The following is a 22,412-nucleotide window of genomic DNA, read 5'->3' as shown; positions in this document are numbered from 1 at the left end:
CATCAAGCCCACCATTGAGCGTGTCCGCCCCGTCGCCACCGTAGATGGTGTCGCTGCCGGCAAGGCCGTTGACCGTATCGTTGCCGCCGACGGAGTAGATGATGTCGTCGCCCGAAGTGCCCGGAATCAGATCCGGGCCAGGCGTGCCCACAATCACCTTGAAATTGCCGGCCAGGAAATCGTCTTGCGAGAGGCCCAGGTTTAGCGGGTCGTTCAGCTCGACGACGAGGTCGTCGGCATCAAGGACGAAGTTGCTGTTGATGTCGCCAATGAGAATGGTGGTGGCACCGACATGCGTCCACCAGACCTGAGTGAATCCGGCGCCTATGTCGGCTCCGCCGAGTGCCGTGCCGATCGCAAGAGTGTCGACCGCGGGATCGAAGTTTGCGAGCGCAATCTCGCCACGAAACACCAGGGGTCCACCGTCGTAGGTGCCTGGGGAACCACGCGCAACCGAGAGATCAAGCTTGTCGCCGTCATCACGGCTGAAGTCTGTGATCGTGTCGTGCTCGGCAAACGTCGATTGCGAGGCCGTCAAGATGCGGAAAATATCGGCTTCTGTGNGTCTGTGATCGTGTCGTGCTCGGCAAACGTCGATTGCGAGGCCGTCAAGATGCGGAAAATATCGGCTTCTGTGCCGCCGCTCAGAGTGTCTGCGCCAGCTCCACCGTCGAGGGNCCACCGGAAAGCGTATCTGCACCGTCGTCGCCGGCGAGATCATCATCCCCATCATTACCGACGAGCGTGTCGTTGTCGCCGCCGCCATGGAGTTCGTCGTGACCGGCGCCGCCGTAGAGTTGATCATCGCCCAAGTCACCAAACAGCTTATTGACAGCGGTGTCGCCGTACCCCAGAGAGTCAAAGCCACCGAAAAGCGTATCGGCATCATCGCCACCGTGCAGCGTGTCGGCNCACCGAAAAGCGTATCGGCATCATCGCCACCGTGCAGCGTGTCGGCACCCAGCCCGCCAACAAGCGTGTCGCTGCCTTCATCGCCGTTCAGAATGTCGTCGTTGTTCTCTCCATAGAGGGAGTCGCCATCAAGCCCACCATTGAGCGTGTCCGCCCCGTCGCCACCGTAGATGGTGTCGCTGCCGGCAAGGCCGTTGACCGNCCTTGAAATTGCCGGCCAGGAAATCGTCTTGCGAGAGTTGAATGGCAGCAGGGTCGTCCAGCTGGACGACCAGATCGGTCCCATCGAGTTCGAAATTGCCATTAATGTCCGCGTAAAGGTAAGTGTGCCCGCCAATAGCCTTCCACCATACTTGTGAAAAGCCGGCACCAATGTCGCCCCCCTTCAAGCCGTCGATGCGAACGAACTGATCCCCTAGAGTCCCCGTGAACCCGGTCTCCAATTGCCCCATGAAAGCCAGGGGCCCGCCGTCATACTGACCCGGGCTGCCACGACCAACAGACATGTCGAGCTTATCGCCCTCGGACTGGTTGAAGTCCGTCACCACATCGATACCAGCTAGGTTCGATTGGCTTGCGCTGAAAAACCTGAAAACGTCCGCTTCTGTACCTCCGGTCAGAGTGTCTGCGCCAGCTCCACCGTCGAGGGTATCGGTGCCCGCACCGCCGCTGAGGTGATCGATACCAGCNCCACCGGAAAGCGTATCTGCACCGTCGTCGCCGGCGAGATCATCATCGCCATCGTTGCCCACAAGCACGTCATTGTCATCCCCACCATGGAGCTCGTCCTGGCCATTGTCTCCATAGAGTGTGTCGTTCCCAGCATCGCCAAACAGTTTGTTGATCGCGATGTCGCCATTCCCAAACACGTCCGAACCGGCAATGAGTGTGTCACCGCCAACACCCCCGTGCAGGGTGTCGGCACCCAAGCCGCCAACAAGCGTGTCGCTGCCCTCATCACCATTCAGGGTGTCGTCACCCGATCCACCATCCAGTGTATCGTTGTCTAACCCGCCATTCAGGGTGTCACCCCCGGCATCTCCGAAGAGTTGGTCATCGCCGCTACCACCGTTCAGTGTGTCTGCGCCGTCGCCACCGTGGAGTTGGTCATTGCCACTGTTACCATTGAGAACGTCGTCCCCGCCCTGGCCAAAGGCAATGTTGCCGAGCGAAGTGCCCTCGTAGGGAGGATCGGCCAGATCGGTGCCGCGATAGACTATGAGCGAATCGGAGAAGTCTCCGGCGACGAGTTTTGCGTTGGAATCGCTGGTCGTCAGGTGAATTAGCATATCCTGCTCGCCGAATTGGCCGTCGTCGTCGGCGTCAACCCAGATCTCAATGCCTGACCAGCTTCCGATGGTCGTCCAATGCCAAGAAATGTCGGCAAACCCATCTGGCGACATGAATGAACCCGACGGGACGCCCGGCGTATAGCCGAACTGCAGCTGTTCCGAATTGAAGGCCAGCGGCAGGTTGCCGTAGAAACTAGGAAGGTCGATTTGGTCGCCGCCTGCTACGCCCAACCCCTCGAAATCAGTGATAGTGTCGACCGTCGAAGGCGCGGACTCGCTCCGCGGAATACCAAAGCCGAAACGATAAACGTCGTTCCCACTGCCGCCGGTTAATGTGTCCGCGCCAAGCCCGCCCTCGATAATGTCGGCGCCTCCGCCGCCCGAAATGATGTCGCTGCCATCCCCCCCCACTAAAGTGTCGGCACCCGCCCCCCCGGTAAATGTATCCGAACCGTCACCGCCAATCAGGTGAAGAGGGCCTGAAGAAACCGAACTGCCATTGACGACAAGATGATCATTCTGGCCCTCCGCCGAACCATCAACCGTGAGTGTCGTGCCCAATGCGGTTGAGACCGCTTCGTTGCTCAGCGTCAGATTGAATGCACCGCCGCCCTGATAGACTATCTTTTCGACTGCGGTGACAGTTGTTGATAAAAGCGCGACCGAGAGATTACCAGATACGATCACCGTGTCATTGCCGCCGCTGCCATCTATGGCATCAGTCGGATCCAGGTGATCTCCTACGACGATCGTGTCATCCCCAGCGCCAGCCGACACAGTTTCAGAACCGCTGGTTCGAAAATGGAAATAATCAGCTTGGTCAGACCCTGTCAGCTGACCAGACGTATCGAAACGAACGACGCTGCCGTCGGCGAACGCGAAGTTTGCGTCCAGAAGTTCGTCTATGGCGACTGAAGCTAGCGTGACCGTAGTGCCGTTGCATGTCACGGCAACATCTGAGCCAACCTGCGTGAATGTTATCTCGCCAGCAGTAAACAACCCGTCGAAGGCTATCTGATCAACTGAGAAGGAGAACGGAACCGTCGTCCCAGCCGCATCGCTGAAATTGATAACATTAGCCACTATCGCCTCCTCGATTATTTTGTTTTATCTGTGGGATGCACTTCCTCTGACCGCTTGCTTACACTGCAAGCACGAATTTTAAGCGCCGGTTTGTATGGGGATCTTTGATAGCGGCTGCTTTTTGGGGCGCCTCATACCTAGTGGCCGGCCCCCTGCTGGGTCGGGAGCTCGAGCTAGAGCAACCAACCACTCTAGATTGATCGATTCTAGATTGATCGATGTCTTCGAGAGAGATATTGGACAGCAGGTGGTTAAGGCCGTTTGGCGCGACCCTGTTTTTTTCGGGCAAGCTACTTATCATAGTACACACCCCGACAATGCCATGGGTTTACCCGGCGTTGGAGGGTAGCTCGGAGCCCGCTGCGGGCGGTCAATTCGCTCTCGCAACAAGTAACCCACTTCGGGCGGCTAACGCCGCTCAAATTCCTCTCCGCAGCTGCCCCTTTGTTGGGTAGCTTCCCCAATTTTCCTCTCATTTTAGGAATATCTTATTTAAGGTTAATAGTCCAATTCTTTAATCCTGGAAGTAGCACTCGGCTGGGAGGCAGCTTGCGGCTTGCACCCTGAAAGTACTTCCATCGCAACCCGGGTGCCTCCAATTTGAATCCCTACGGGCGCACTCTATGTGGCATGCTTGGCACAACCAAGGGTAGCCGGCACCTCCCGCTGGCGAGAGGCACTGAGGTCCCCTCCGTGGCTTCGGAAAAGACACGCTATCAACCGCCGCCCGGATGACGTGGCGTCTTCCGCCCTTAGGACTCAGGGGAATGCGTCTGCGAAATTCGCTATCGTCCGCGCTGGCATCGCTGGGCAAGACCAAACCAGAACTCGACGTGAGACCCGCCCGGGATCAGCATAGAGCGCCACTGCATTAGGAAAGCTGAGAACAGACCGGAGCCAAATTAGCTAGCTATATACTGCTGCTTTCCGTGCGGCCAGCGGAGCTACGCGCACTCAAAGAATTGCCGGGCGCATCTCGAGGGCCGGCGATGCCGACGTGCGCCGCGCGCTCTACGAGGCGGCGTCGGGTTTGATGACGCGCTTCAAGGGCAAGGACAAGGACAAGGTCAAGAACTGGGGCCGGGAGATCGCCAAACGCCCCTGCCACCGCATGGCCTGTGTCGCCGTGGCGCGCAAGCTGGCGGTGATCATGCACGCGATTTGGAGCGACGGCACGTTCTATGTCGGCGACGCGGCCACGAGTGACACCGACGTCGCGCGGCGCGTCCATGTCAAGGACCGCAAGCGCTGGGAGCGCATCGATGAGCGGCGCGACGGCATTTGAAAGGCATGGCGCCCGCACCGTGACGGACGCCATCTGACACAAGAAGATCCGCCCCGGCGGATGAGAACCGATGCAGACCAGGAACGACGGAACGCACGTTATCTTATGGGATGGCCCGTCCCTCCGGTTCCGGACAAACTGTCAGTCCGTGTCAGAAGGAGAAGGGAAATGAACATCGTCATACTCGGAATCGATCTTGCAAAGACGCTTTGCAGCCTGGTCGGCCTCGACCGTAGCCGACCATTGATGCTTTCCACAAAGCCATTCTGCATCGGCTTGCCCGGCGCGATGTAGTGCCATTCGACACGCCGATCCTCCTGCTATCATGGCGTCCAAAGGTCAGGTCGGTGCCGTAATCCGGCACGATCATGCAAGGACGGCCGCGATGCGCGGCGGTGGTGTCGAGTTCGGGGGGAAGCCGCGATCACCGGTCAATTGCAGGGGACGAAGTCGAGGCCCCAACGCTCGCAGGCGTCCACTTCCGCGGCGGATGAAGAAACCAGTGTCGGGCCCGGCTTTATCCGGGCTTGCGCCTACGACACCTAGCCCAGCCGCGCGCATCGGGATCACGCGGCCACTAGACGGATCGGCTCCGTCGTTTTCCGTCGTCATCCCCGGGTGTGCTCATTCTAGCCCCGGGATTATACTGAACGTGAATATGCGGGAACATCGGCCCTTGGTCGTTCACGAGGACCAAATACTTTGCGCTGCCGAGCTGAGAGTTAAGCTCTTGCTGCAAAAAGTGTCCCATAAGAGTTGACAACATACCAACCCCACCATCCGCCAGCTTTCTCGTCCTAATATCAACTGCGTTACCAGAATGATGCAGAGACCAACGAGAGTGATTATACCACTCTTTTCCAGCAGTGAACTCAAGTTCAACGCGCCTCGGTGCATATCGTTTGAACACGCTTCGAATTATCGGAATAGCCTGCTGCATAGGCGGACTGAGGCGGCTTTCGATCTGTCTCTGTCTCATCGGAATCTCCGTGAAAAAGAAAGTGTCATTCCTATACCACAAGTACCAGAAGCACGCGTGACCTATGGACACCTCGGAGTTGTTAACGGCAGACCCTACCAAGATGGACGCTTTGTGCGAAGCTAAGGCGAAAAAGAGGTTTCAGGACGAATTGACCGGGCAACTCCCCAACTGCCCCGCGTTCAACCCGGCTCATAGCAACTGGGCAATTTTCAGGACTTGCGCACTGGGGAGCGGTCTTCCAAATGGGTAACCTACTTGGTTGAGCATAGTGATCGGGCGCGCTTCGATCTGCGGGGCGACGTGCTGGTGTTAATCGATGACGATCTTATCGACAGCGGCAAGCAACCAATCTAGCAACAGCCAGATCTCCTTCGGTGCATTCGGAGTTCGAGCCCGGCATTTGTGCGGACCCTCTGCTCGAGAACGGAACGGTTTTCAGCCTCTAAGCGAGGGCAAGGTTATCATGGCGTTGGAAAGTGATATGCTGCAGCAACGCCATCGGAGCACTAATATGAAACTCCCGCTCGACGTGAATAAGATTCGAGACGACGGACCCCATGAAGCCCTAGGTAACTCATTTGGGTTGGTCAGAAAGGACAAAAAGAACAAGGCAAAATCGCATACAGGATGGGATTTGTCTGCCCGTCCTGGCTCGGCGGTTTACGCGATAGCAGACGGGCGAATAATACACAGATTTCATAACGTTAAGGGCTACGGAGAGGCCATTGTTCTAGAATTCGAAAACCCTAAGTACGATCCGTGGAACAGAATGTGTGGAGGACTCCGGACCTACCCCAAGCTTTATGCCGTTTACGCTCATCTCAGCAAGATGTTGAACTTGAACTTAGTACACAAAGGCCAAGTGATTGGATACACGGGCACCGGAGGTAATGCGTCAGGCGAACCACCCCATCTGCATTTTGAAATCATGCTCGAAGAACCGCTTAACCCTCACTCGCCGCGGGTCGATCCTGGCGAACTGTTTGGCTACTAATTCTATGTCTGCGAAGGGAGGGTAGGGCGATAGCGCTCATCACAGAAAGACATTGGGATGGGGCAGAGCTAACCGTTGGAAAGGCCTGAAATATGAGGAGTCTTCTTGCCGCCTTGGTAGCATTGCTTCTTCTGTCGTCGTTTGCGGTCGGCTCGACCCGTTCAGCCAAGCGCGTGGCACTAATTATCGGCAACGGCAAATATGAACATACATTGTTGCTGCCAAATCCCAAAAATGATGCCCGCTTGATGGCCTCTTCCCTACGTGGTGCGGGATTCGATGTGATTGAAGGCATTGACCTGAAAAAGGATGAAATGCTCCGCATCATCGATAAATTCACTGAAGCAGCGAATGGCGCTGACATAGCCTTGGTCTATTACTCGGGGCATGGCATGCAGGTGGATGGTCAAAATTTCCTTTTGCCGGTTGATGCTGAACTGACCTCGCCCGTGCAGCTCAGAACTCGAACCTTATCTGTTGAAAGTATACTATCAGCGCTCCCAAGCGACCCCGCCATCGGCATTGTCATTCTCGACGCCTGCCGAGATAATCCACTTGCTCGCTCGCTTGTGGCCTCACTCCCTGCAACTCGATCGGCAGCCGTGAAATCCGGCCTAGCAGTCGTTCAATCCAATTCGTTATCGCCTGGAAACGGTACGGGCGGAACTTTGATTGCCTATGCCACCGACCCGGGAGCGGTAGCTCTCGATGGAAGTGGTTCGAACAGTCCATACACCCAAGCTCTTGCCAAATATATCGTCCAACCTGGCTTGGAACTTCAGAGCGCTCTTACAAGGGTTCGAGGAGAGGTGACCGAGGTGACAATGGGCAGACAGCGGCCCTGGTACAATGCGTCGATTGGTCGAGAGGTTTTCTTGAGCGATAAATCGAGAGTTGTATCCTCTGATTCAAACGTAGCAGAGCAATCTTATTCGCGAAAAATAGAGCAAAGCCTATGGGATGAGGCTGTTAGGCGCGATACTCAAGAATTCTATAACGCATATCTCCAGCAATTTCCCGATGGGAGGTTCTCCGCAGTTGCGTTACTGAATGTGGAGAGACTTAAGCATACTCCAATCACGCACAATTCTTTGCGGGACGGCGTATCCGAGTCCCAAGAAAGCAATCAGCTCAGAACATCCAATGAGCTTTGCAAAGGAGCCAAAGAGGCCAACCTTCAGCCGACTGTCCACTGCCTTTCAGTGGGGAACTCATTCACTGACACCGATGGTGGTCCGGTTATGGTCGTGATACCGAGCGGTACATTTACTATGGGTTCACCTTCCTCGGAAGATGGTCGGCAAACAGACGAAGGCCCCCAAATGGATGTCACCCTCGTTCGACCAATGGCGATCGGGAAATATCAAGTAACTCGCGGTGAATTTTCCGCATTTGTCGAAGCCACGCACCGCCAAGCTACAGGCGGATGCAATGTGTTTGATGGCACCCGATGGGTCCAATCCGAATCAGCAAGCTGGGAGAATCCAGGATTCCCGCAGAACGATAGCCATCCCGCCACTTGCGTAAGCTGGGAAGATGCACAAGCATATACGCTATGGTTACAGAAAGTAACTGGAAAGCGGTATCGGTTACCGTCTGAAGCCGAATTTGAATACGCCGCACGTGCTAAGATATCCCCGGGCCGATACACACGCTTCTGGTTCGGAAACAGTGTGGATGTGCAGTGTCAATTCGCAAATGGTCCAGACCTATCCGCTCAGACATTGTTCAAGAATTGGGACGTGACTCACTGTACCGACGGCTATGCGAATACAAGCCCCGTCGGGACCTTTTCAGCAAATGAGTTTGGACTCTATGACATGGCTGGCAATCTCTGGCATTGGGTTGAGGATTGTTATAGTCCAATACTATCGAAAGTGATTATAGACGGTTCCGCGCAGACAGGTTTAGGCTGCGATAAACGCGTGCTAAGGGGTGGGTCATGGATATTCGAGGTCTCTAATCTAAGAGCAGCAGATCGTCATAGCGGAAGACCCATCGACCGTTTCAACAGTAGGGGATTCCGGGTAGCTAGATCTTTGGACTAACTTTCGGTCGCTCAAGTTGTGGATTACCGACAATCGAGCCGCATATCAAAGCCCTTCCTCCTCAATAGACTAAACGGCGAACGAAACCCCATGGCGCGGCGGGAGTGGCCGCCATGGCGCCTGCTTCGAAGTCGCCACAGGATGGATCGTTGCGTGGGAAAATCCTCTCCCCACTAGGAATCCACCAACGCGCGAGATGCACTATCGTCATTCTCCGCTATAGTTGATGAGGCGCTGGTCGACTGACAGAAGATGTTGAAACCGTCCTTGGTCGTGGCGGGCGCCTTCAAATGCTCCGATGACCTTGGCGTCGTAACCGCTGCGCTTAGGGGGTGCGTCGACTCCAACCTTCTCTCTCAACAAGGCAAGTTCGAGCGTCGAGTACACCGTATCGAAGAGACGGTCCCGATCGTGTGCGTCGATCCAGATCATCCATTTTCTGCACCAATCAGCCCTGACTTGTTGCGGCAGGAATTCGACCGCCATGTAGCGGTTGATGCCGCGCGGTACCATCAACTTGGCTGTCACGTGTATTTTGCGCTTGAGAGCGAATTGCAACAGATCGCCCAGATGAAGCAGGCCGACTGATGTTAAAGTCAAATCGAGCGCCGCACGTATGCACGCATGCCTACGCGTCATATCAAGGAGAGTATCCAAATTTCGGGTGAATATATCGGTCTTGAAGCCGGTCCTTATATACTCGCCCGCCTGCCCGACCCCGTCGATGGATGCTTGCACGTACACGCTATTGAAGCAGGGCCACAAATTTTCGACGCTTTGCCCCCGATATGAAAACACTGTGAGATTGGTGTTGTACGCCACATCGACATTTGCTGCTTCTCCGGACGTTGCGAGTTCGCTCATGACATCCCAATGGGTGGAATCCATCAGGGGCTCTCCGCCGGCCCAATATAGATGTCGCACACGGCGCTGTTTGGCCGCCGTGATCAGCTCGTCATGAGCTCTGCCCAAGGCGGCAGTCCTGCGATCGAGATACGCGGGGTCCCAGTTGTGAACGTGCTCGCCGAGTTCTTGAAGGCCGATGTTCCGGCGCGCCTCGATCTCCGCCGAGGTTGAGGAATGTGGACCGCAAATGCGACAGCGCAAATTGCAGGTCGACGTTCGATAGTCGAACGTTACGGGTTGCAGGGTTGTGGAACCGTCGTCAGCGGTCGATGCTATCGCCTGTTCGATCATCTCCGGCCAGCGGCTTAACACTTCGTCCTTGTAAGAAAGAGTCCGGTTGCCCGTATTGGAGCAATGGCCGCACCGCTTCGGCAATGTGCCGCTCAGCATTTCTCGGCGGACGCCTTTGACTTCTTCCGAATTCCAATAATCCTCCAGCGAAGCCTCCGGGCCGCCTTCGGCATACCTTTCCAACGAGACATCGACACAGCAAAGCTTTCTACGGCCCTGTGCGCTTACATGCGCGTGGATCCAGGGGAGCAGGCAAAAGCTGTCAATGGGTGACACGGCCACGGACAATCCAATATGGCTTGTTTCTAAAGCGTAATCAAAATCGATCGGATACGCAAAGATTTTCCAATCCTACGTCTCGCAGGCGCGAACAATGCCGGACATGCAGGAGTGAGCCGAATTTGCAGCCGGCGAATTTGAAGAAAGGCAAGCGCGGGTGGCCGTATTGCCTGAATTCCCGCAGTTACCTTGCCGGCCGAGTCTTTTGAGGTGTTCCGGCTTGTGATCCAAGCCAATGTCGCCGTATGCTCATGATGATCGTTGTTCGAGTTGGCTTCTAGGGGGTCGGCTAATGGTCAATCGTCGCCTGGTACTTAGCGCTTGCCTTTTTGTCCCTCTGGCGTTGTGGGACACCGCAAAGCCGGCGGCGGCCGAAACTCGGCTCGCACTTGTTATCGGAAACTCAGACTATTCGAACGTCACGAAGCTTCCCAATCCAACCAATGACGCTCGGCTGATCGCATCTTCGTTGGAGTTGGTCGGCTTCACCACGATAACGGCAATAAATGCCAAACGCCGTGACTTCCTCGAGGCGGTTAAAAATTTCGTCGGAAAAATCGATTCAGACACTGTCGTGGTCTTTTACTATGCCGGGCACGGCATCCAATACCACGATGAAAATTTCCTTCTGCCGATCGACACCGAAGTCAGGCAACCTGGGGATCTGCCCTTCGAAGGTGTCAGCCTGAAAGCAATTACCGACGAACTGATGGAGGCCAAGCCGCATGTAGCCATCTTTATTCTGGATGCGTGCCGCGACAATCCGCTGAAGGGCGGCGCCAAGAGCTCGAAGGCGGGTTTGGATGACGGTCTCGCGAAAATGCCAGGTGCTGTCGGTACGTTCATCGCATTCGCGACAGCCCCGGGTGCGGCTGCAATGGATGGTGCGGAAGCTGACAGTCCCTTTAGCAAGGCACTTGCGTCCTACATCTCGAAGCCTGGTCTGCCAATCGAACAGGTCTTCAAGCGTGTTCGCGAAACCGTGTTCGACAAGACAAATGGATTGCAGGTACCCTGGGACAACACTTCGCTGATCACGGATTTTTTCTTCGTTAGCGCTATGGGCGACGAGCCCGAAGTGGTGCGAATGTCCGAGGCTGATGCAACCGCTTGGCGGGATGCTTCGACGGCGGACACGCTCCAGGCATACAAAGGCTACATTTCCAAATATCCGGACGGCCTATTTGCTGACCTCGCTGCCGCACATGTCCGCTCTATCGAAGAACCGAAGTCCGAAAAGCCAAAGAGCGGAAATGAAAAGCGAGGGCTCTCTTCGGTGGCGGATCTGTCGGATTGGAACAAGGCCAACGAAGCCGGTAGTTCAGCTGCCTACAAGAACTATCTCGTGGCGCATCCGGATGGATTGTTCGCCAAACTTGCGCGCCTGCGCATAGAAGATACATCGACCGCCGACCTTGCGAGCATGACGCCCATTACGACTGTGCAGACACCGAATTTTCAGGAGTTTGTTGAAAATCCACTTTACCCGGAGGTCACTGACTGCGATCGGTTGGCCGGCCACGTCCAAGAGGCCGCCGATCCGTCGGTAGGGGTCTTTTTTGGCCAGATCGAGCCCGCGATGGCGGTTCCAGTCTGCCAGCATACGCTTGAACAATATCCCGACAGCTTGAGGATTCTGACCAATTACGCGCGAGCCATCGATGCGGCCGGACGTCACGAGGAGGCCCGCGCGCTCTATCAGGCCGGAGCCGAAGCCGGCTTCCCAATTGCGTACCGTTCGTTGGGTGACGTTTACCGTGACGGCAGGGGCGTCGAGAAGGATTTGAAGGAGGCGCGGTACTGGTATGCGCTCGGTGCCGAAAAGCACAATGTCTTTGCGGAGCTCAATCTGGCGCTGATTTACGAGGGCGGGCTCGGTGTGCCGGTTAACAAGAGCAAAGCTGTTCAATGGCTATGGCGCTCGGCAAGCCAGGGGTTTGCTCCTTCCATGGAAAAGCTGGCCGGCTATTACCTCAATGGCGACGTCGTGCCGAAGGACGAGCGACAAGCGGCGATCCTTCTGCAAGGTGCAGCCGAAATGGGGCATATTTGGGCAGAGCAACGTCTCGGCGAACTTTACATTTCCGGCACTGGCGTAAAAGCCGACCCATTGTTGGGAAGGGAATGGATCGAACGGTCGGCAACGCAAGGAAACGCTTACGCGCAAGTCGAAGTCGCAAAATTGTACCGTGATGGGATCGGCGGAAAATCCGATGCCGTCGTCGCTTTGAAATGGCTTTATCTTGCAAAGAAGGGTGGCGCCGATTCGGCTGATGAAGCCCTGTCTGGGCTGGAAGCAAAAGCTTCGAAAAAACAGTTGAAGCAGGCCAAGCTGCTTGCTGACACTTTTACGGCGAAGCCCATTAAGTGACTGCCGTGGCGATTGGCGATAAAGCAGGCAACGACTGACAAAGTCAGAATTGCCAGCGTACCTTCTGACGCTTAGTTTCGTCAATGTTTGGTTGGAGCAGGCGCTTGTGCTCCTAGTGCCTTTTCAGCTACCATACCGCAGATTTTATTGGGGACGTGGCAGGCTATGACCAAATTTTTGTTAGCAAAAATTTCGTCCTTGGCGTTTGCAATCTCCTCGGCAGCGCTCCTGAGTGGGTGTGGAACCAGTGGCGGGAAGCCCGAACTCTGCAACCCTAGTGTTCAAAGTGCCAGGTGCGCGAAGGTACCCAAGGCAAAAGCGGCCAAGAGTGTCGCTCCGCGCGTTCATCTATCGTCCAACTACTAGACTTTGAGCAATCTTCCGCCAGATGGCAAATATCCCAGTCGAGAGGGAGCCCAATTTCGACCTTCGAACCACTGAGGTTATTTGCTTCGAATCGGGGCCGGTTAAATGCGCCCCTTTTCGTCAAACAACATGGTGTTGTAAGGATTAGAAGATCAGTTGGTTCGGATCATTTCGCGCGGAGGGTTGCAGACGGTGTCCTTTCGGACGCCGACTGCCTGATGGATTTGCCGCCCCTCCTGTTGGAATGCGAGGCCGGGCGTAACGTTATTCTGCCGACGGCGCGTAAGTTGTACGATCGTGTCGCCGTCTTGGGAATGGCGTCGATATTGACAGGAAATAATCGCTATCGTCGACGTGGCGTTTCCGAACTTGAGAACGCCACAGCATTCGATAGCTGGAATCCGTCCCATTTTCTCGACGTCGCCGAAATGGCGTGCGGATTTGCCATTGGACTGGAATGGTTCGGTCCTGCAATGTCCCATACGGAGCGCGTGTTTCTAGAAGACTGCCTCGCTGAAAGGGCTTTACAGCCGGGTGTCGACCAGTTGCGCGCCGGGGCGGGCTGGACCGCGGCGACACACAATTGGAACGTCGTTTGCTGTAGCGGTCTTATAGTTGCAGCATTGGCAGCTGGCGCGCGGCATGCAGAACTTGCGAGGGAAGTCCTGGCGGGCGCGACAACTGCAGTCGTCCTTGGCCTATCCTCTTTTGATTTCGATGGCGGTTATGCTGAAGGCCCGGGGTACTGGGAGCATTCTGCACGATACGCCGTGGTGGCACTGGCCGCGCTAAGTGAAAAAGGCGTTGCAATGCCCGATCCTGCGGGACTGGCCTCGAGTTGGCTCTTCAACCGGGAAACGACTGCCCCCTCGGGCGCATGCTTCGATTTCGGCGATACGGTCCCTCATCCTGTCCGTTCGCCGATCCTTGGTTGGCTTGCCAATCACAGCGGTGAGCCGGAAGCGGCGATATGGCAGCGGACGGCGCCTGGCAATCTTCATCCGTTCGACCTCTTGTGGCTCTCTGAAGAACAGGAGTCGGGTTTATTTGTTCAGCAACGGGTCACCGCCTTTCAAGGGGCGGGAGTATGCATATTGCGGAAGTTCATCGGAGCCTCAGAGATTTATATCGGGTTCAAAGGTGGGCGCAACGATATCAACCACGCACATCTTGATTTGGGATCGTTCGTCCTTGAGGTCGGAAAATTCCGATTCGTAAGCGAACTTGGACGTGACGATTATGCGCTTCCCGGTTATTTCGACCTTGACACCCGGTTCAGTTATTTTCGACTTGGAACGGCTGGTCACGGCACGGTCATGTTCAATGGGCGATCTCAGTCACTGGGGGCGTATGCGCGCTGTTTGGGGATCTCAGATGAGGCGGACTTCGTTGCAGCCGCCTTTGAGATCGAGGACGAAAATTCGCCGGTCCGCCACCGTCGCGGCATTGCGGTCGACGGTGAATGCGTCTGGATAGTTGATGAGATCACGCGCAAGCACGACACGCTGGAACCCATACTGATCAACTGGCGCGCTTTTACCCAAGCAGAAATTTCCTGGCGGCAAAAGGCGGCAACGCTTTGCATCGGAGGGCAAACTCTCGCTGCAGAGATCGTCGATAGCAACGACATTGCCTGGACTGTCGACCCGGTAGCGTCGCCGCCGGGAGAGGGTGACAATTCGGGATTTACGTGCCTACGATTCGAGACCGAGATGACGGGGTCAGCACAACGTTTGTGCGTGGCGATCTCGGCTCAGCCCATCCAAGGCAGCATTGCAGACAGATTGCCGCCCGGTATTGACATGTGGCCATTGACCTTGGCGAGGAACACCGGCTGAATGAAAGTCCATGGATCGGCCCTTTCACTGAAACGCGTAGAAAGGCAGGTGAAATATGAGGCTTCGATCGCTGATTCCGTTCGCCGAGCGCCGCAACGATAAGCAGATCCCTTCCGAAGAAGACGATATGCACATCTACCGGAGCGTGGCGGCCAAGCCAGTCGTAATGGTGACCGTTCTCGGAGTGAAATCGGACTTACTCGAAGAGATTATCCAGATTACCTCGCGCAAGTTCGAACCCAAGCATCGCCTGGTCTTTCTTACCGACTCGTCGGAATTCGGCCTCTTTCGAAGCAATGGTGCCATCTTCGAATATTTTCCGCCGCTGCTGGAGCAGCGTCTCCATGCTGCGGTCATGCCTTGGCCGGCCTACCTCGCCGAACGTTGGGCGCTGCTGGTTGCCAAATGGAGACCTATCCACGTCATCGCCTACGGACAGAACATCGACGGATTTTTGGCCGCAGCGTTACCCTCCGCGGATCGAGCGCCAGTGCGGCGGCCGTGACACACTTCGACATTGTTTTTGTTGCCGACGTTCGTTTCGAGGGAGGAACCTCGACGGCAATCGCGCTTGAAATGAAAACTGCCGCTCGCCTGGGCCTTCGGATCGGGCTGTTGATGGTGAAGGGGCCGCTTCTGGTGCTTCCCTTTCCTGTTCATCCGCATATCCGCGCCATCCTCGACAGCGGGCTTGCCGAAAGGCTTGACCCGGACGTGAGGATTTCAGCATCCCTTACCATAATTCATCACCCTACGATTATGGAGAATAGGCCGACACGCCCCGTCCGAATCCGTTCGGACCGTGTCGTGATGGTATTGCACCATCCTTGCTACGACCGAAAATGTGCCGTCCAGTACGATCTTCCCAGGGTTGTTAGGAATTGCCTCGATGCCTTTGGCTCGGAAATCCACCTAGCGCCCGTCAGTTCCGTCGTCCGGGACAGCCTGCCACGAACTCTGCCGCCGCATGCCATTGTCACTGAAGCAGATTGGGAGAATCTCCTGGACCTGGACGACTGGCAACAACGCCCCCCTCGGAACGTTTCGACCCCGGTCGTGATCGGTCGGCATTCGCGCCCCGATGCGCTCAAATGGCCCAACACAAGGCAGACCGCCATGTTGGCCTATCCGTCTGACGGGTCGAAGTACCGTGTCCGGATCTTGGGCGCGGGCGACTATTTGCAGGAACTATATGGCGATCTACCTTCGAATTGGGAGCTCCTGCCATTTTCGTGGGATGGCACGGCAGAATTCCTTCGCTCCCTCGATTTTTATGTCTACTACCATAGTGACGAATGGTCAGAGGCATTCGGGCGGACCATTCTGGAAGCTATGGCGATCGGCCTTGTGGTCGTGTTGCCTGCCCATTTCGAAAAACTATTCGCCGGCGCTGCGGTTTACGCGGCGCCGGCACAAGTGGAACGCGTGATCACGCGTTTTGTCGACGATCCTGCCGCCTATGCAGAGCAGGGAGCCCGTGCTCGCGCGCATGTAGAAATGTGCCACACGGCCGATCGCTTCGTCGAGCGACTACGGTCGGTCGGTGTGAGACCCAGCGTTGCTGCTGCGAGCTCGATATCCTCGTCGTTGCAGCCTTTGCCTGATCGCAATGTGCTGTTCATGTCCACAAACGGAATTGGTGTCGGGCATCTGGCGCAGCAACTCGCTATAGCGCGCCATTTGCCACATGGCCTGCAGGCGCATTTCGCAACAATGTCCTATTCCATCAAGGCGGTTATTGATGAAGGTTATCCTGCGCACTTCTTCACATACCACCGGCATATCGGCGCTGACGTCGATGACTGGAACCGGGTTCTTTCGGAAGAGCTGTTCGACCTAATCTCTCATTTGAAGCCGGCGATATTCGCTTACGACGCGACTGCGGTGTTCGACGGAGTTTTGCGCGCTGTGGCCACTCATCCAAATATGTTCTCGATCTGGGTCCGGCGCCCCATGTGGCGGGAAGTCCATCGGCCGTTTCTTGAGCTCGCATCGAAATTCGATGCCGTTATTGAGCCCGGTGAACTGGCCGAGGACTTCGACACCGGCCCGACCGCGTCGCACCGGGGGGATGTGTTTCTGGTTCCACCGGTACTGCATGTTGCGCCTTCAGAACGCCTGCCGCGCGAGGTGGCCCGAAAAGCGCTCGATCTGGCCGATGGCCAGCAGGTGGTTGCCATCCAACTTGGCTCCGGTGCCAATTTTGACATGTCCGGTGTGCATAGGACAGTCGTCGACACGCTGCTCCGGCGGCCAGACACCATGGTGCTCGACATCCGCTCTCCGCTAGAAATTTTCGATCGTCAGGGGGTTCCGGACCATCCACGCCTGAAACGCCTGCAGCTGTTTCCAAGTTTTCGATACAGTTTGGGTTTCGATGCGGCCGTGAGTGCTGCGGGCTACAACGCTTTTCATGAGCAGGTTCTGGGAGCAATACCCACGCTGTTCGTGCCGAACGAAGCGGAGGAGATGGACCGCCAACTGGCTCGCGCCCGTTGGGCTGAACTGACTGGACGAGGGTTGCTACTGAGGCGAAATTTCGACATGGCTCACACTAAGGAGCTTATCGACCGCCTACTCGATCCGGCTGAGCAAGCAAACATCATTGACCGCTGCACGACGATCGAATGGACAAATGGTTCCGAGGATATTGCACGTTATATCGAAGATCACGCCAGGCTGGTTCGCACGGACTGGGACATCACGAGAGAGGATTGAGTGTCGATGTCACCGCGACCCGATGCTGGAAGTTGGAGGGGCGGGCGTGTACCGACTTGCAACATTTGCGGATGCTCCCGATTTGTCGACATGGCACCGAACCCGGCGAGCATTTTCGTGCGACCGGGAGCTCAATGCGGCGGTTGCCATTCCCTTGAACGCCACCGGCTACTCTATGAGTTGCTCCGATCCCGATCGTATCTGAACGGAGCCCGCCGTGTTCTCCATATCGCGCCAGAGCTTGGGCTGGCGAGCGCTCTGTACGCGCGCTTTGGCGATGGCTACTTCGCCTGCGATATTGATCCGGCCAAATATGCCGGCCTTTCCGTAGCGCAACTTGATCTATGCAACGGGCTTGCTGAGTTTTCGGAGCAATCGTTCGACATTGTGATACACAACCATGTGTTGGAGCACATTGCGTGTGACTACAAGACGATATTGCGCCAGCTCGACCTGCTGGTGGCGCCGGGGGGTGTGCACGCCTTCACTGTTCCGTTTATGAGCGGCGGCTTCCGGGAATCGTTCTCCGACAGCGAGAGCGACCGTCTGAAGAACTTTGGCCAGACCGATCACTACCGCGTTTTCGGAACCGAGGACCTGAGTTCGACGATCGCGGCAGTCGTGAGGGTGCCGGAAGCATATGATGCCAGTTTGATGGTTCCGCCAGAACGACTACGCGAAATAGCAGTGCCCGAAAACCAATGGCGCGGTTACAACAACAATGCGGTTTTCTTCATAGAGAAGGGCGCAGAGCGCGCGCCAAGGACTGTTGCCCCGGTGGGTCGCATAGCAGAACAGCCGCGGCTCAGGATAAGTGATCGTCGACCCGCTACACTTTTTGTCTCTGCAAACGGCGTTGGCCGCGGCCATATCTGTCGCCAGATGGCCATCGCCTCTCGCCTCTCCCGGCGCAGTGCGTTCTTCCTGACCATGTCCTATGCGGCGCGCATGATCGCTGCAAACGGCTTTCCGTTCCAGTTCGTCCCGCATCATGACGTTACCGGTGAGCCGGAGCCGGAATGGCACTCAAATCTGTCGCGTGAGATCGAGCTCGCTTTGAACATGACTGGGGCCGACACCCTTGTCTATGACGTCAACTTCGTCTTCGACGGGGTTATTGATGTATTGCGCACACGAAAGCCATTGAAATCATTATGGATTCGGCGTGCAATGTGGCCTGAGATACATCGCTCCTATATTGGCGCCGGAGTGCATTTCAGCACCATCATCGAGCCGGGCGATCTGGCCGAAGCGCTCGACGAGGGACCGACCGTGAGCGACCGGGCCTCCGTTGAACGGGTGCCGCCCGTGTTGATGATCAACCCTAATGAGAGACTCTCGCGAGAACAGGCCCGCGATGCGCTTGCCTTGCCTCGTGACCGGATGCTCATCATGGTCGATCTAGTGTCGACCAGAATCGATACCTACGTCAGGATGCGAGAGCGTGTTCTGCAAGATCTGCTGGGCAGGCCAAACACTTGTGTGGTCGAGTTGGAGCCGATGCAAAAGACCATCGGCACCGTGACGTCGAGTGACCGGCATCGGATAATCCGCGTCGACGCCGCCTTCCGCTACAGCGCCGCTTGGGACGCAGCCGTGACGCGTTGCGGTTATAACATCTTCCACGAACATATCCTTGGCACGGTTCCGAGCATCTTTGTTCCCAATGATGCTCCGGATATGGACCGGCAGTCGGTTCGTAGCAGATGGGCGGAGGAAAACGGTTGCGGAGCAAGCCTGGCCGTCGAGCCCGACGCCTCGCAGTTTCGGAGCAAACTCAATCAGATCTTCGATAAGGCATGGCGCGAGCGTGTTGTCAGCGCATGCGCCCGGGTACGATCGGATGGCTGGCAAAACGGCGCCGAAGCGATCGCGCGAATCATCGACGCGATATAGTGGCAGTGCACCGAGTTCAGAAGGCGTTGCAGTGGAACGCCTGGAATGGAACACAGCTCGCCATCGGGGCATAGCGGACCCTAGGAAGCCGGCCGCACGGAAGATTTCTGGGGGGTGGGCTCTGGGTGGTGAGGCCAGAGCAAGAAGCCCAGGATCAGCGCCAGGACGAACATGATCTCAGTCGGGATCTTGCTCATCAGTGGTACGTCGGGTTCTGCCAGGACCCAGCCTGGACGTCGATCTCGTCCCAGCCGAGCTGGCTGAGCCGGCGAGGACTGTCACCGCGTCGGAGATGACCTCGGTCGGATTGCCGTCCTTACAGGCAGCGAAATCTCGTCGAGCGATACTTCAACAAGCTCAAGCAGTTCAGAGCCATAGCCACCCGATACGATCGAAACCCGCTCGACTTCCTCGCCGCAATCAAACTCGCTTCAGTCCGTATCTGGTTGCGACATTATGAGTCTGCATGAGTCTGCGTCAGAGCTTGCCTGAATTCCGGTAAGCCTCTTATGAGACTTTGCTCCGCGCGCACCCGGCGCTCAGACTCTTCTATAAATGATGTTCTGCGACTTTGACGGCAGCTTTGCGCCTCATGCACGAACCCGGTTCGCGGGAGGGTCGCCTCGACCTGAGATGGCGCGACAGGCATTTGACTTGAGCGGGTAGGGGCGTCGATCTGACCATGGCGCCATGGCTATCTTGTCGACCGATGCACCAATCTCTCCGCTTCGCCAGCGCATGCAGCACGACATGCTCATGCGTGCCCTGGGCTCCCATACCCAGCAGGACTACGTTCGTCACGTCCGGCGCTTCGCTGTGTTCCTTGGCCGCTCGCCCGACACTGCGACGGCTGAGGACATCCGCAGATTCCAGCTGCATCAGCATGAGAGCGGCGTCGGCCCTGCGATGATCAATGGCTGAAGCGTCGGGATCTGGCGCGTGCGCTTGATCATGAGGTATCAGCGCAAGCTGCCCGACGTGCTGAGCGTGGAGGAAGCGGCGCGGCTGCTCGAAGCCGCACCAGGCATCAAGTACAAGGCCGCACTCGGCGTCGCCTATGGCGCGGGTCTGCGCGTGTCCGAGGTCGCGCACCTCAAGGTCGACGACACGCACGCGCGCCCATGGTGCTCAGCGGGCCGGCAGGGCCCCGTCCGCCTGCGCGCAGAGGCTACAAGGCTGTGCGGAGGCTTCACTGAGCGGTCCGTCCGTGTCCACCACGTCGCCTAACGGGGGCGATCACGCCGTCGCCGATATCAGCCGCAAACTAAAATCCCCATAGCCATCAACTGCGGCCCGCGGCTTCCTGCATGCGAGACTTTCGTACGCCTGACGGCACCCGAAACCCTTGAGCATAGCGGTCATTTCGGATGCCGTCGCGACCCCCGAAGCGGAGGTCGGCTACAGCGAAACGGTGGCAGCTCTCGCTGCCACCGTTGCATGACCTCAATGGCCGCAACATTCAGGATTGCATCCTTAGGCGCAGAACTGCAGCACGGCTGCGTCCGCTAGGATCATGAAGTAAAGCCGATCGCCGGGGCGAGGTGCTTGAAGCCCTCGCGTGCCTTGATCAGCGCGCCCAGCGCGGCGAGGAGATCGTCGCGGCCGCTTGAAGCCGGTCGCGGCTAACGAGTCCGGCCGGGTCAGTCTGAGACAATTTCGTAGTGAAGAAGCTGGGCGTCGCCGACGGTCGACCTCACTCCGGGCGAGATGACGCCGGAGCCGAAGAGGAGAATATCTTCGCGGCGCACGAATACTTCATGGCCGGGTCCCATCGACACAAATGTGCCCGACGAGCTTCGCTCGACAAGCCGGGCCCTGCCATTCGAAATAGTGAAGGTCGCGTGGTGCCTTGAAACCCAGGGACGCTCGACGACAATATTGCATTCCGGAGATCGGCCGATGGTCACGAATTCGTTGTTTCGACAGGATCGCAACTGATCTCCATATCGGATGACCAGATTGATCTGCCGCGGCGACGCGGAGCGCTTATCGGTAATGGTGCCCCAGTTGGTGATCTGCGTACCGAGCGCCCCATCGTCGCTCCACAGGGTATAAACATCGAAGAGTTCTTGCTTCCCTTTCAAGGCCATTTTGTCGAGGAGCCGTAATGCCTTGCGGCTTCTCGCGGAAAGGACTTCGCAGAAGCTCTGGCTGATCAGCACCTCCCCGGGGTTGGCCGTGGTGGACAACCTTGCAGTGACATTGACAACGTCACCGAATACCTCGCCCCGCGTGCGAATGACCGCGCCGAAATGCAATCCGATACGGGCGCTCAACGGCCCTTTCGTCAGTTGGCGGCTGATTTGGCAGACGGCCCTCAGCGCCGCCTCCGGGTTCTCGAACAGGCTGAATACGTCATCGCCTTTCGAGTGAATGAAATCACCGCCGTGCCGGGCGACGATCTCGCGCATCGCGTCCAGGCAATCCGAGACCTGCTGCAGAGCGGCATCGTCGCCGATGCGCTCATAGAGGGGCGTGCTGCCCACGACATCAGCTAAGAGGACTGCGGCTAGAAGTCTTTCCTGATCCATCGATCTCGTATCCGCATCGAGAACACAGTGGGTATAGCACACCAAAGTTGCCTTTAACTTATCTAATTGCGCGCCTTGGGGGCCGGGACGGTGCTTCGGCGTGATCGTCTCGGACGGACAGGCGTCTGCCTTCGCTCATCTCGCCAAATCACGCGCTTTTCCTATCGGATCTGCACTAGGCGCCGGAAGCGGATCGTGTGCGCCTGCTCTCCGGTTGGATGGAATAGCTGTGCGCTCATCCATTCGCGGCTTTTGCACTGTTGGCGACGGACCTTGTCCCGCACGTCGTCTATTGTGACGTTTCCGATCACTTCGCGCAGCTCGATGGGCTTGTAATTGCGCGTGACGTTGCAGCGCGCGCAGCGGATGTCCGCCACCTGCCTGGCGTCACGGACATGCGTCAGGGTCCAGGCTGCTCCCCTCGGCCACTTGTCGGGTTGCTCGGGCATGCATCCGAATTGAGAACATTTTCCTGTCCGGTCAAGTGCTGGCTTGACGCTTTGTTCTCATTTCGTTCACTGTCGCCAAATGGGCGACGAGATCAGGTTGCCAAGCCGGAATGCGCCACACCGCCCGGCGTGCAGCATCATCTATGCGGAGCACGACGGCTGCAGAAAGGA

The 22,412-nt window shown here is 56.9% G+C and carries 14 protein-coding genes and 4 pseudogenes; 11 read left to right on the top strand and 7 right to left on the bottom strand.

Annotated elements, in window-relative coordinates; translation table 11 throughout:
• From X739_RS0135835 to X739_RS1000000167340, 3 genes and pseudogenes are all read right to left on the bottom strand, one after another.
• Positions 1–721 (bottom strand): annotated as a pseudogene (locus X739_RS0135835) (hypothetical protein); the annotation flags it as partial.
• Entirely contained in the window at positions 645–902 is a 258-nt protein-coding gene (locus tag X739_RS1000000169640) for a hypothetical protein (protein ID WP_245273964.1), read from the bottom strand. The gene X739_RS1000000169640 and the pseudogene X739_RS0135835, both read right to left, overlap by 77 nt.
• 138 nt (positions 903–1,040) lie before the next feature.
• The gene (locus X739_RS1000000167340; protein ID WP_023796184.1) at positions 1,041–3,287 is read right to left on the bottom strand and encodes a calcium-binding protein; all 2,247 of its coding nucleotides are present in this window, start codon (positions 3,285–3,287) and stop codon (positions 1,041–1,043) included.
• Positions 3,288–4,248: 961 nt separating this feature from the next.
• On the opposite strand from X739_RS1000000167340, the pseudogene X739_RS138970 reads away from it, so the two are divergent.
• Positions 4,249–4,476 (top strand): annotated as a pseudogene (locus X739_RS138970) (IS110 family transposase); the annotation flags it as partial.
• A 326-nt stretch (positions 4,477–4,802) separates the two neighbouring features.
• On the opposite strand, the pseudogene X739_RS1000000168695 reads toward X739_RS138970, so the two are convergent.
• Positions 4,803–4,957 (bottom strand): annotated as a pseudogene (locus X739_RS1000000168695) (integrase core domain-containing protein); the annotation flags it as partial.
• Positions 4,958–6,065: 1,108 nt separating this feature from the next.
• Here X739_RS1000000168695 and X739_RS138975 point away from each other — a divergent pair.
• On the top strand, positions 6,066–6,548 hold the full coding sequence (locus X739_RS138975; protein ID WP_198026181.1) for a M23 family metallopeptidase: 483 nt from the start codon (positions 6,066–6,068) through the stop codon (positions 6,546–6,548).
• 92 nt (positions 6,549–6,640) lie between these two features.
• Positions 6,641–8,596 carry an SUMF1/EgtB/PvdO family nonheme iron enzyme gene (locus X739_RS1000000168690; RefSeq protein WP_084056543.1) on the top strand — a complete coding sequence of 652 codons (1,956 nt, stop codon included), beginning with the start codon at positions 6,641–6,643 and terminating at the stop codon, positions 8,594–8,596.
• Between the two features lie 207 nt (positions 8,597–8,803).
• Here X739_RS1000000168690 and X739_RS138980 read toward each other — a convergent pair whose 3' ends face one another.
• Complete coding sequence (locus X739_RS138980) at positions 8,804–10,075, bottom strand: twitch domain-containing radical SAM protein (protein ID WP_198026180.1); 1,272 nt, start codon at positions 10,073–10,075, stop codon at positions 8,804–8,806.
• A 289-nt stretch (positions 10,076–10,364) separates the two neighbouring features.
• Here X739_RS138980 and X739_RS138985 point away from each other — a divergent pair, with 289 nt between their 5' ends.
• The 8 genes and pseudogenes from X739_RS138985 (at position 10,365) to X739_RS1000000170870 (ending at position 20,488) form a co-directional block, all read left to right on the top strand.
• Positions 10,365–12,443: a caspase family protein gene (locus X739_RS138985; protein WP_023796177.1), complete on the top strand. Its 2,079-nt coding sequence runs from the start codon at positions 10,365–10,367 to the stop codon at positions 12,441–12,443.
• 584 nt (positions 12,444–13,027) lie between these two features.
• Positions 13,028–14,647 (top strand): heparinase II/III family protein, encoded by a 1,620-nt coding sequence (locus tag X739_RS138990; protein WP_023796176.1) that lies wholly within the window; start codon positions 13,028–13,030, stop codon positions 14,645–14,647.
• Between the two features lie 55 nt (positions 14,648–14,702).
• Positions 14,703–15,152 (top strand): hypothetical protein, encoded by a 450-nt coding sequence (locus X739_RS138995; protein ID WP_023796175.1) that lies wholly within the window; start codon positions 14,703–14,705, stop codon positions 15,150–15,152.
• Positions 15,149–17,365: a glycosyltransferase gene (locus X739_RS139000; RefSeq protein ID WP_031252510.1), complete on the top strand. Its 2,217-nt coding sequence runs from the start codon at positions 15,149–15,151 to the stop codon at positions 17,363–17,365. Before X739_RS138995 ends, X739_RS139000 begins: the two co-directional genes overlap by 4 nt.
• A gap of 90 nt (positions 17,366–17,455) precedes the next feature.
• On the top strand, positions 17,456–19,261 hold the full coding sequence (locus tag X739_RS139005) for a methyltransferase domain-containing protein (RefSeq protein WP_198026179.1): 1,806 nt from the start codon (positions 17,456–17,458) through the stop codon (positions 19,259–19,261).
• 317 nt (positions 19,262–19,578) lie between these two features.
• Positions 19,579–19,731, top strand: a pseudogene (locus tag X739_RS1000000168685) (transposase); the annotation flags it as partial.
• A 220-nt stretch (positions 19,732–19,951) separates the two neighbouring features.
• Positions 19,952–20,182, top strand: coding sequence for a phage integrase N-terminal SAM-like domain-containing protein (locus X739_RS1000000170875; RefSeq protein WP_023796171.1), 231 nt, complete (start codon positions 19,952–19,954; stop codon positions 20,180–20,182).
• A gap of 24 nt (positions 20,183–20,206) precedes the next feature.
• Positions 20,207–20,488: a hypothetical protein gene (locus X739_RS1000000170870; RefSeq protein WP_348625782.1), complete on the top strand. Its 282-nt coding sequence runs from the start codon at positions 20,207–20,209 to the stop codon at positions 20,486–20,488.
• 413 nt (positions 20,489–20,901) lie between these two features.
• Here X739_RS1000000170870 and X739_RS139010 read toward each other — a convergent pair whose 3' ends face one another.
• Complete coding sequence (locus X739_RS139010; RefSeq protein WP_084056537.1) at positions 20,902–21,792, bottom strand: adenylate/guanylate cyclase domain-containing protein; 891 nt, start codon at positions 21,790–21,792, stop codon at positions 20,902–20,904.
• Positions 21,793–21,953: 161 nt separating this feature from the next.
• On the bottom strand, positions 21,954–22,241 hold the full coding sequence (locus X739_RS139015; protein WP_023796168.1) for a hypothetical protein: 288 nt from the start codon (positions 22,239–22,241) through the stop codon (positions 21,954–21,956).
• Positions 22,242–22,412: the final 171 nt, after the last annotated feature.

Source organism: Mesorhizobium sp. LNHC209A00 (assembly GCF_000502915.1).
Classification (GTDB): Bacteria; Pseudomonadota; Alphaproteobacteria; order Rhizobiales; family Rhizobiaceae; genus Mesorhizobium.
The sequence above is the reverse complement of the archived record's forward strand: the minus strand, read 5'-3'. Positions and strand labels throughout refer to the sequence as shown.

Bases quoted from the DNA above. Each gene is read 5' to 3' on its own strand.
- X739_RS138995 (WP_023796175.1), top strand. From the start codon at position 14,703: ATGAGGCTTCGATCGCTGATTCCGTTCGCCGAGCGCCGCAACGATAAG.
- X739_RS139015 (WP_023796168.1), bottom strand. From the start codon at position 22,241: ATGCCCGAGCAACCCGACAAGTGGCCGAGGGGAGCAGCCTGGACCCTG.
- X739_RS139005 (WP_198026179.1), top strand. From the start codon at position 17,456: ATGGCACCGAACCCGGCGAGCATTTTCGTGCGACCGGGAGCTCAATGC.
- X739_RS139010 (WP_084056537.1), bottom strand. From the start codon at position 21,792: ATGGATCAGGAAAGACTTCTAGCCGCAGTCCTCTTAGCTGATGTCGTG.
- X739_RS138985 (WP_023796177.1), top strand. From the start codon at position 10,365: ATGGTCAATCGTCGCCTGGTACTTAGCGCTTGCCTTTTTGTCCCTCTG.
- X739_RS138990 (WP_023796176.1), top strand. From the start codon at position 13,028: ATGGATTTGCCGCCCCTCCTGTTGGAATGCGAGGCCGGGCGTAACGTT.
- X739_RS138975 (WP_198026181.1), top strand. From the start codon at position 6,066: ATGAAACTCCCGCTCGACGTGAATAAGATTCGAGACGACGGACCCCAT.
- X739_RS1000000170875 (WP_023796171.1), top strand. From the start codon at position 19,952: ATGGCTATCTTGTCGACCGATGCACCAATCTCTCCGCTTCGCCAGCGC.
- X739_RS1000000168690 (WP_084056543.1), top strand. From the start codon at position 6,641: ATGAGGAGTCTTCTTGCCGCCTTGGTAGCATTGCTTCTTCTGTCGTCG.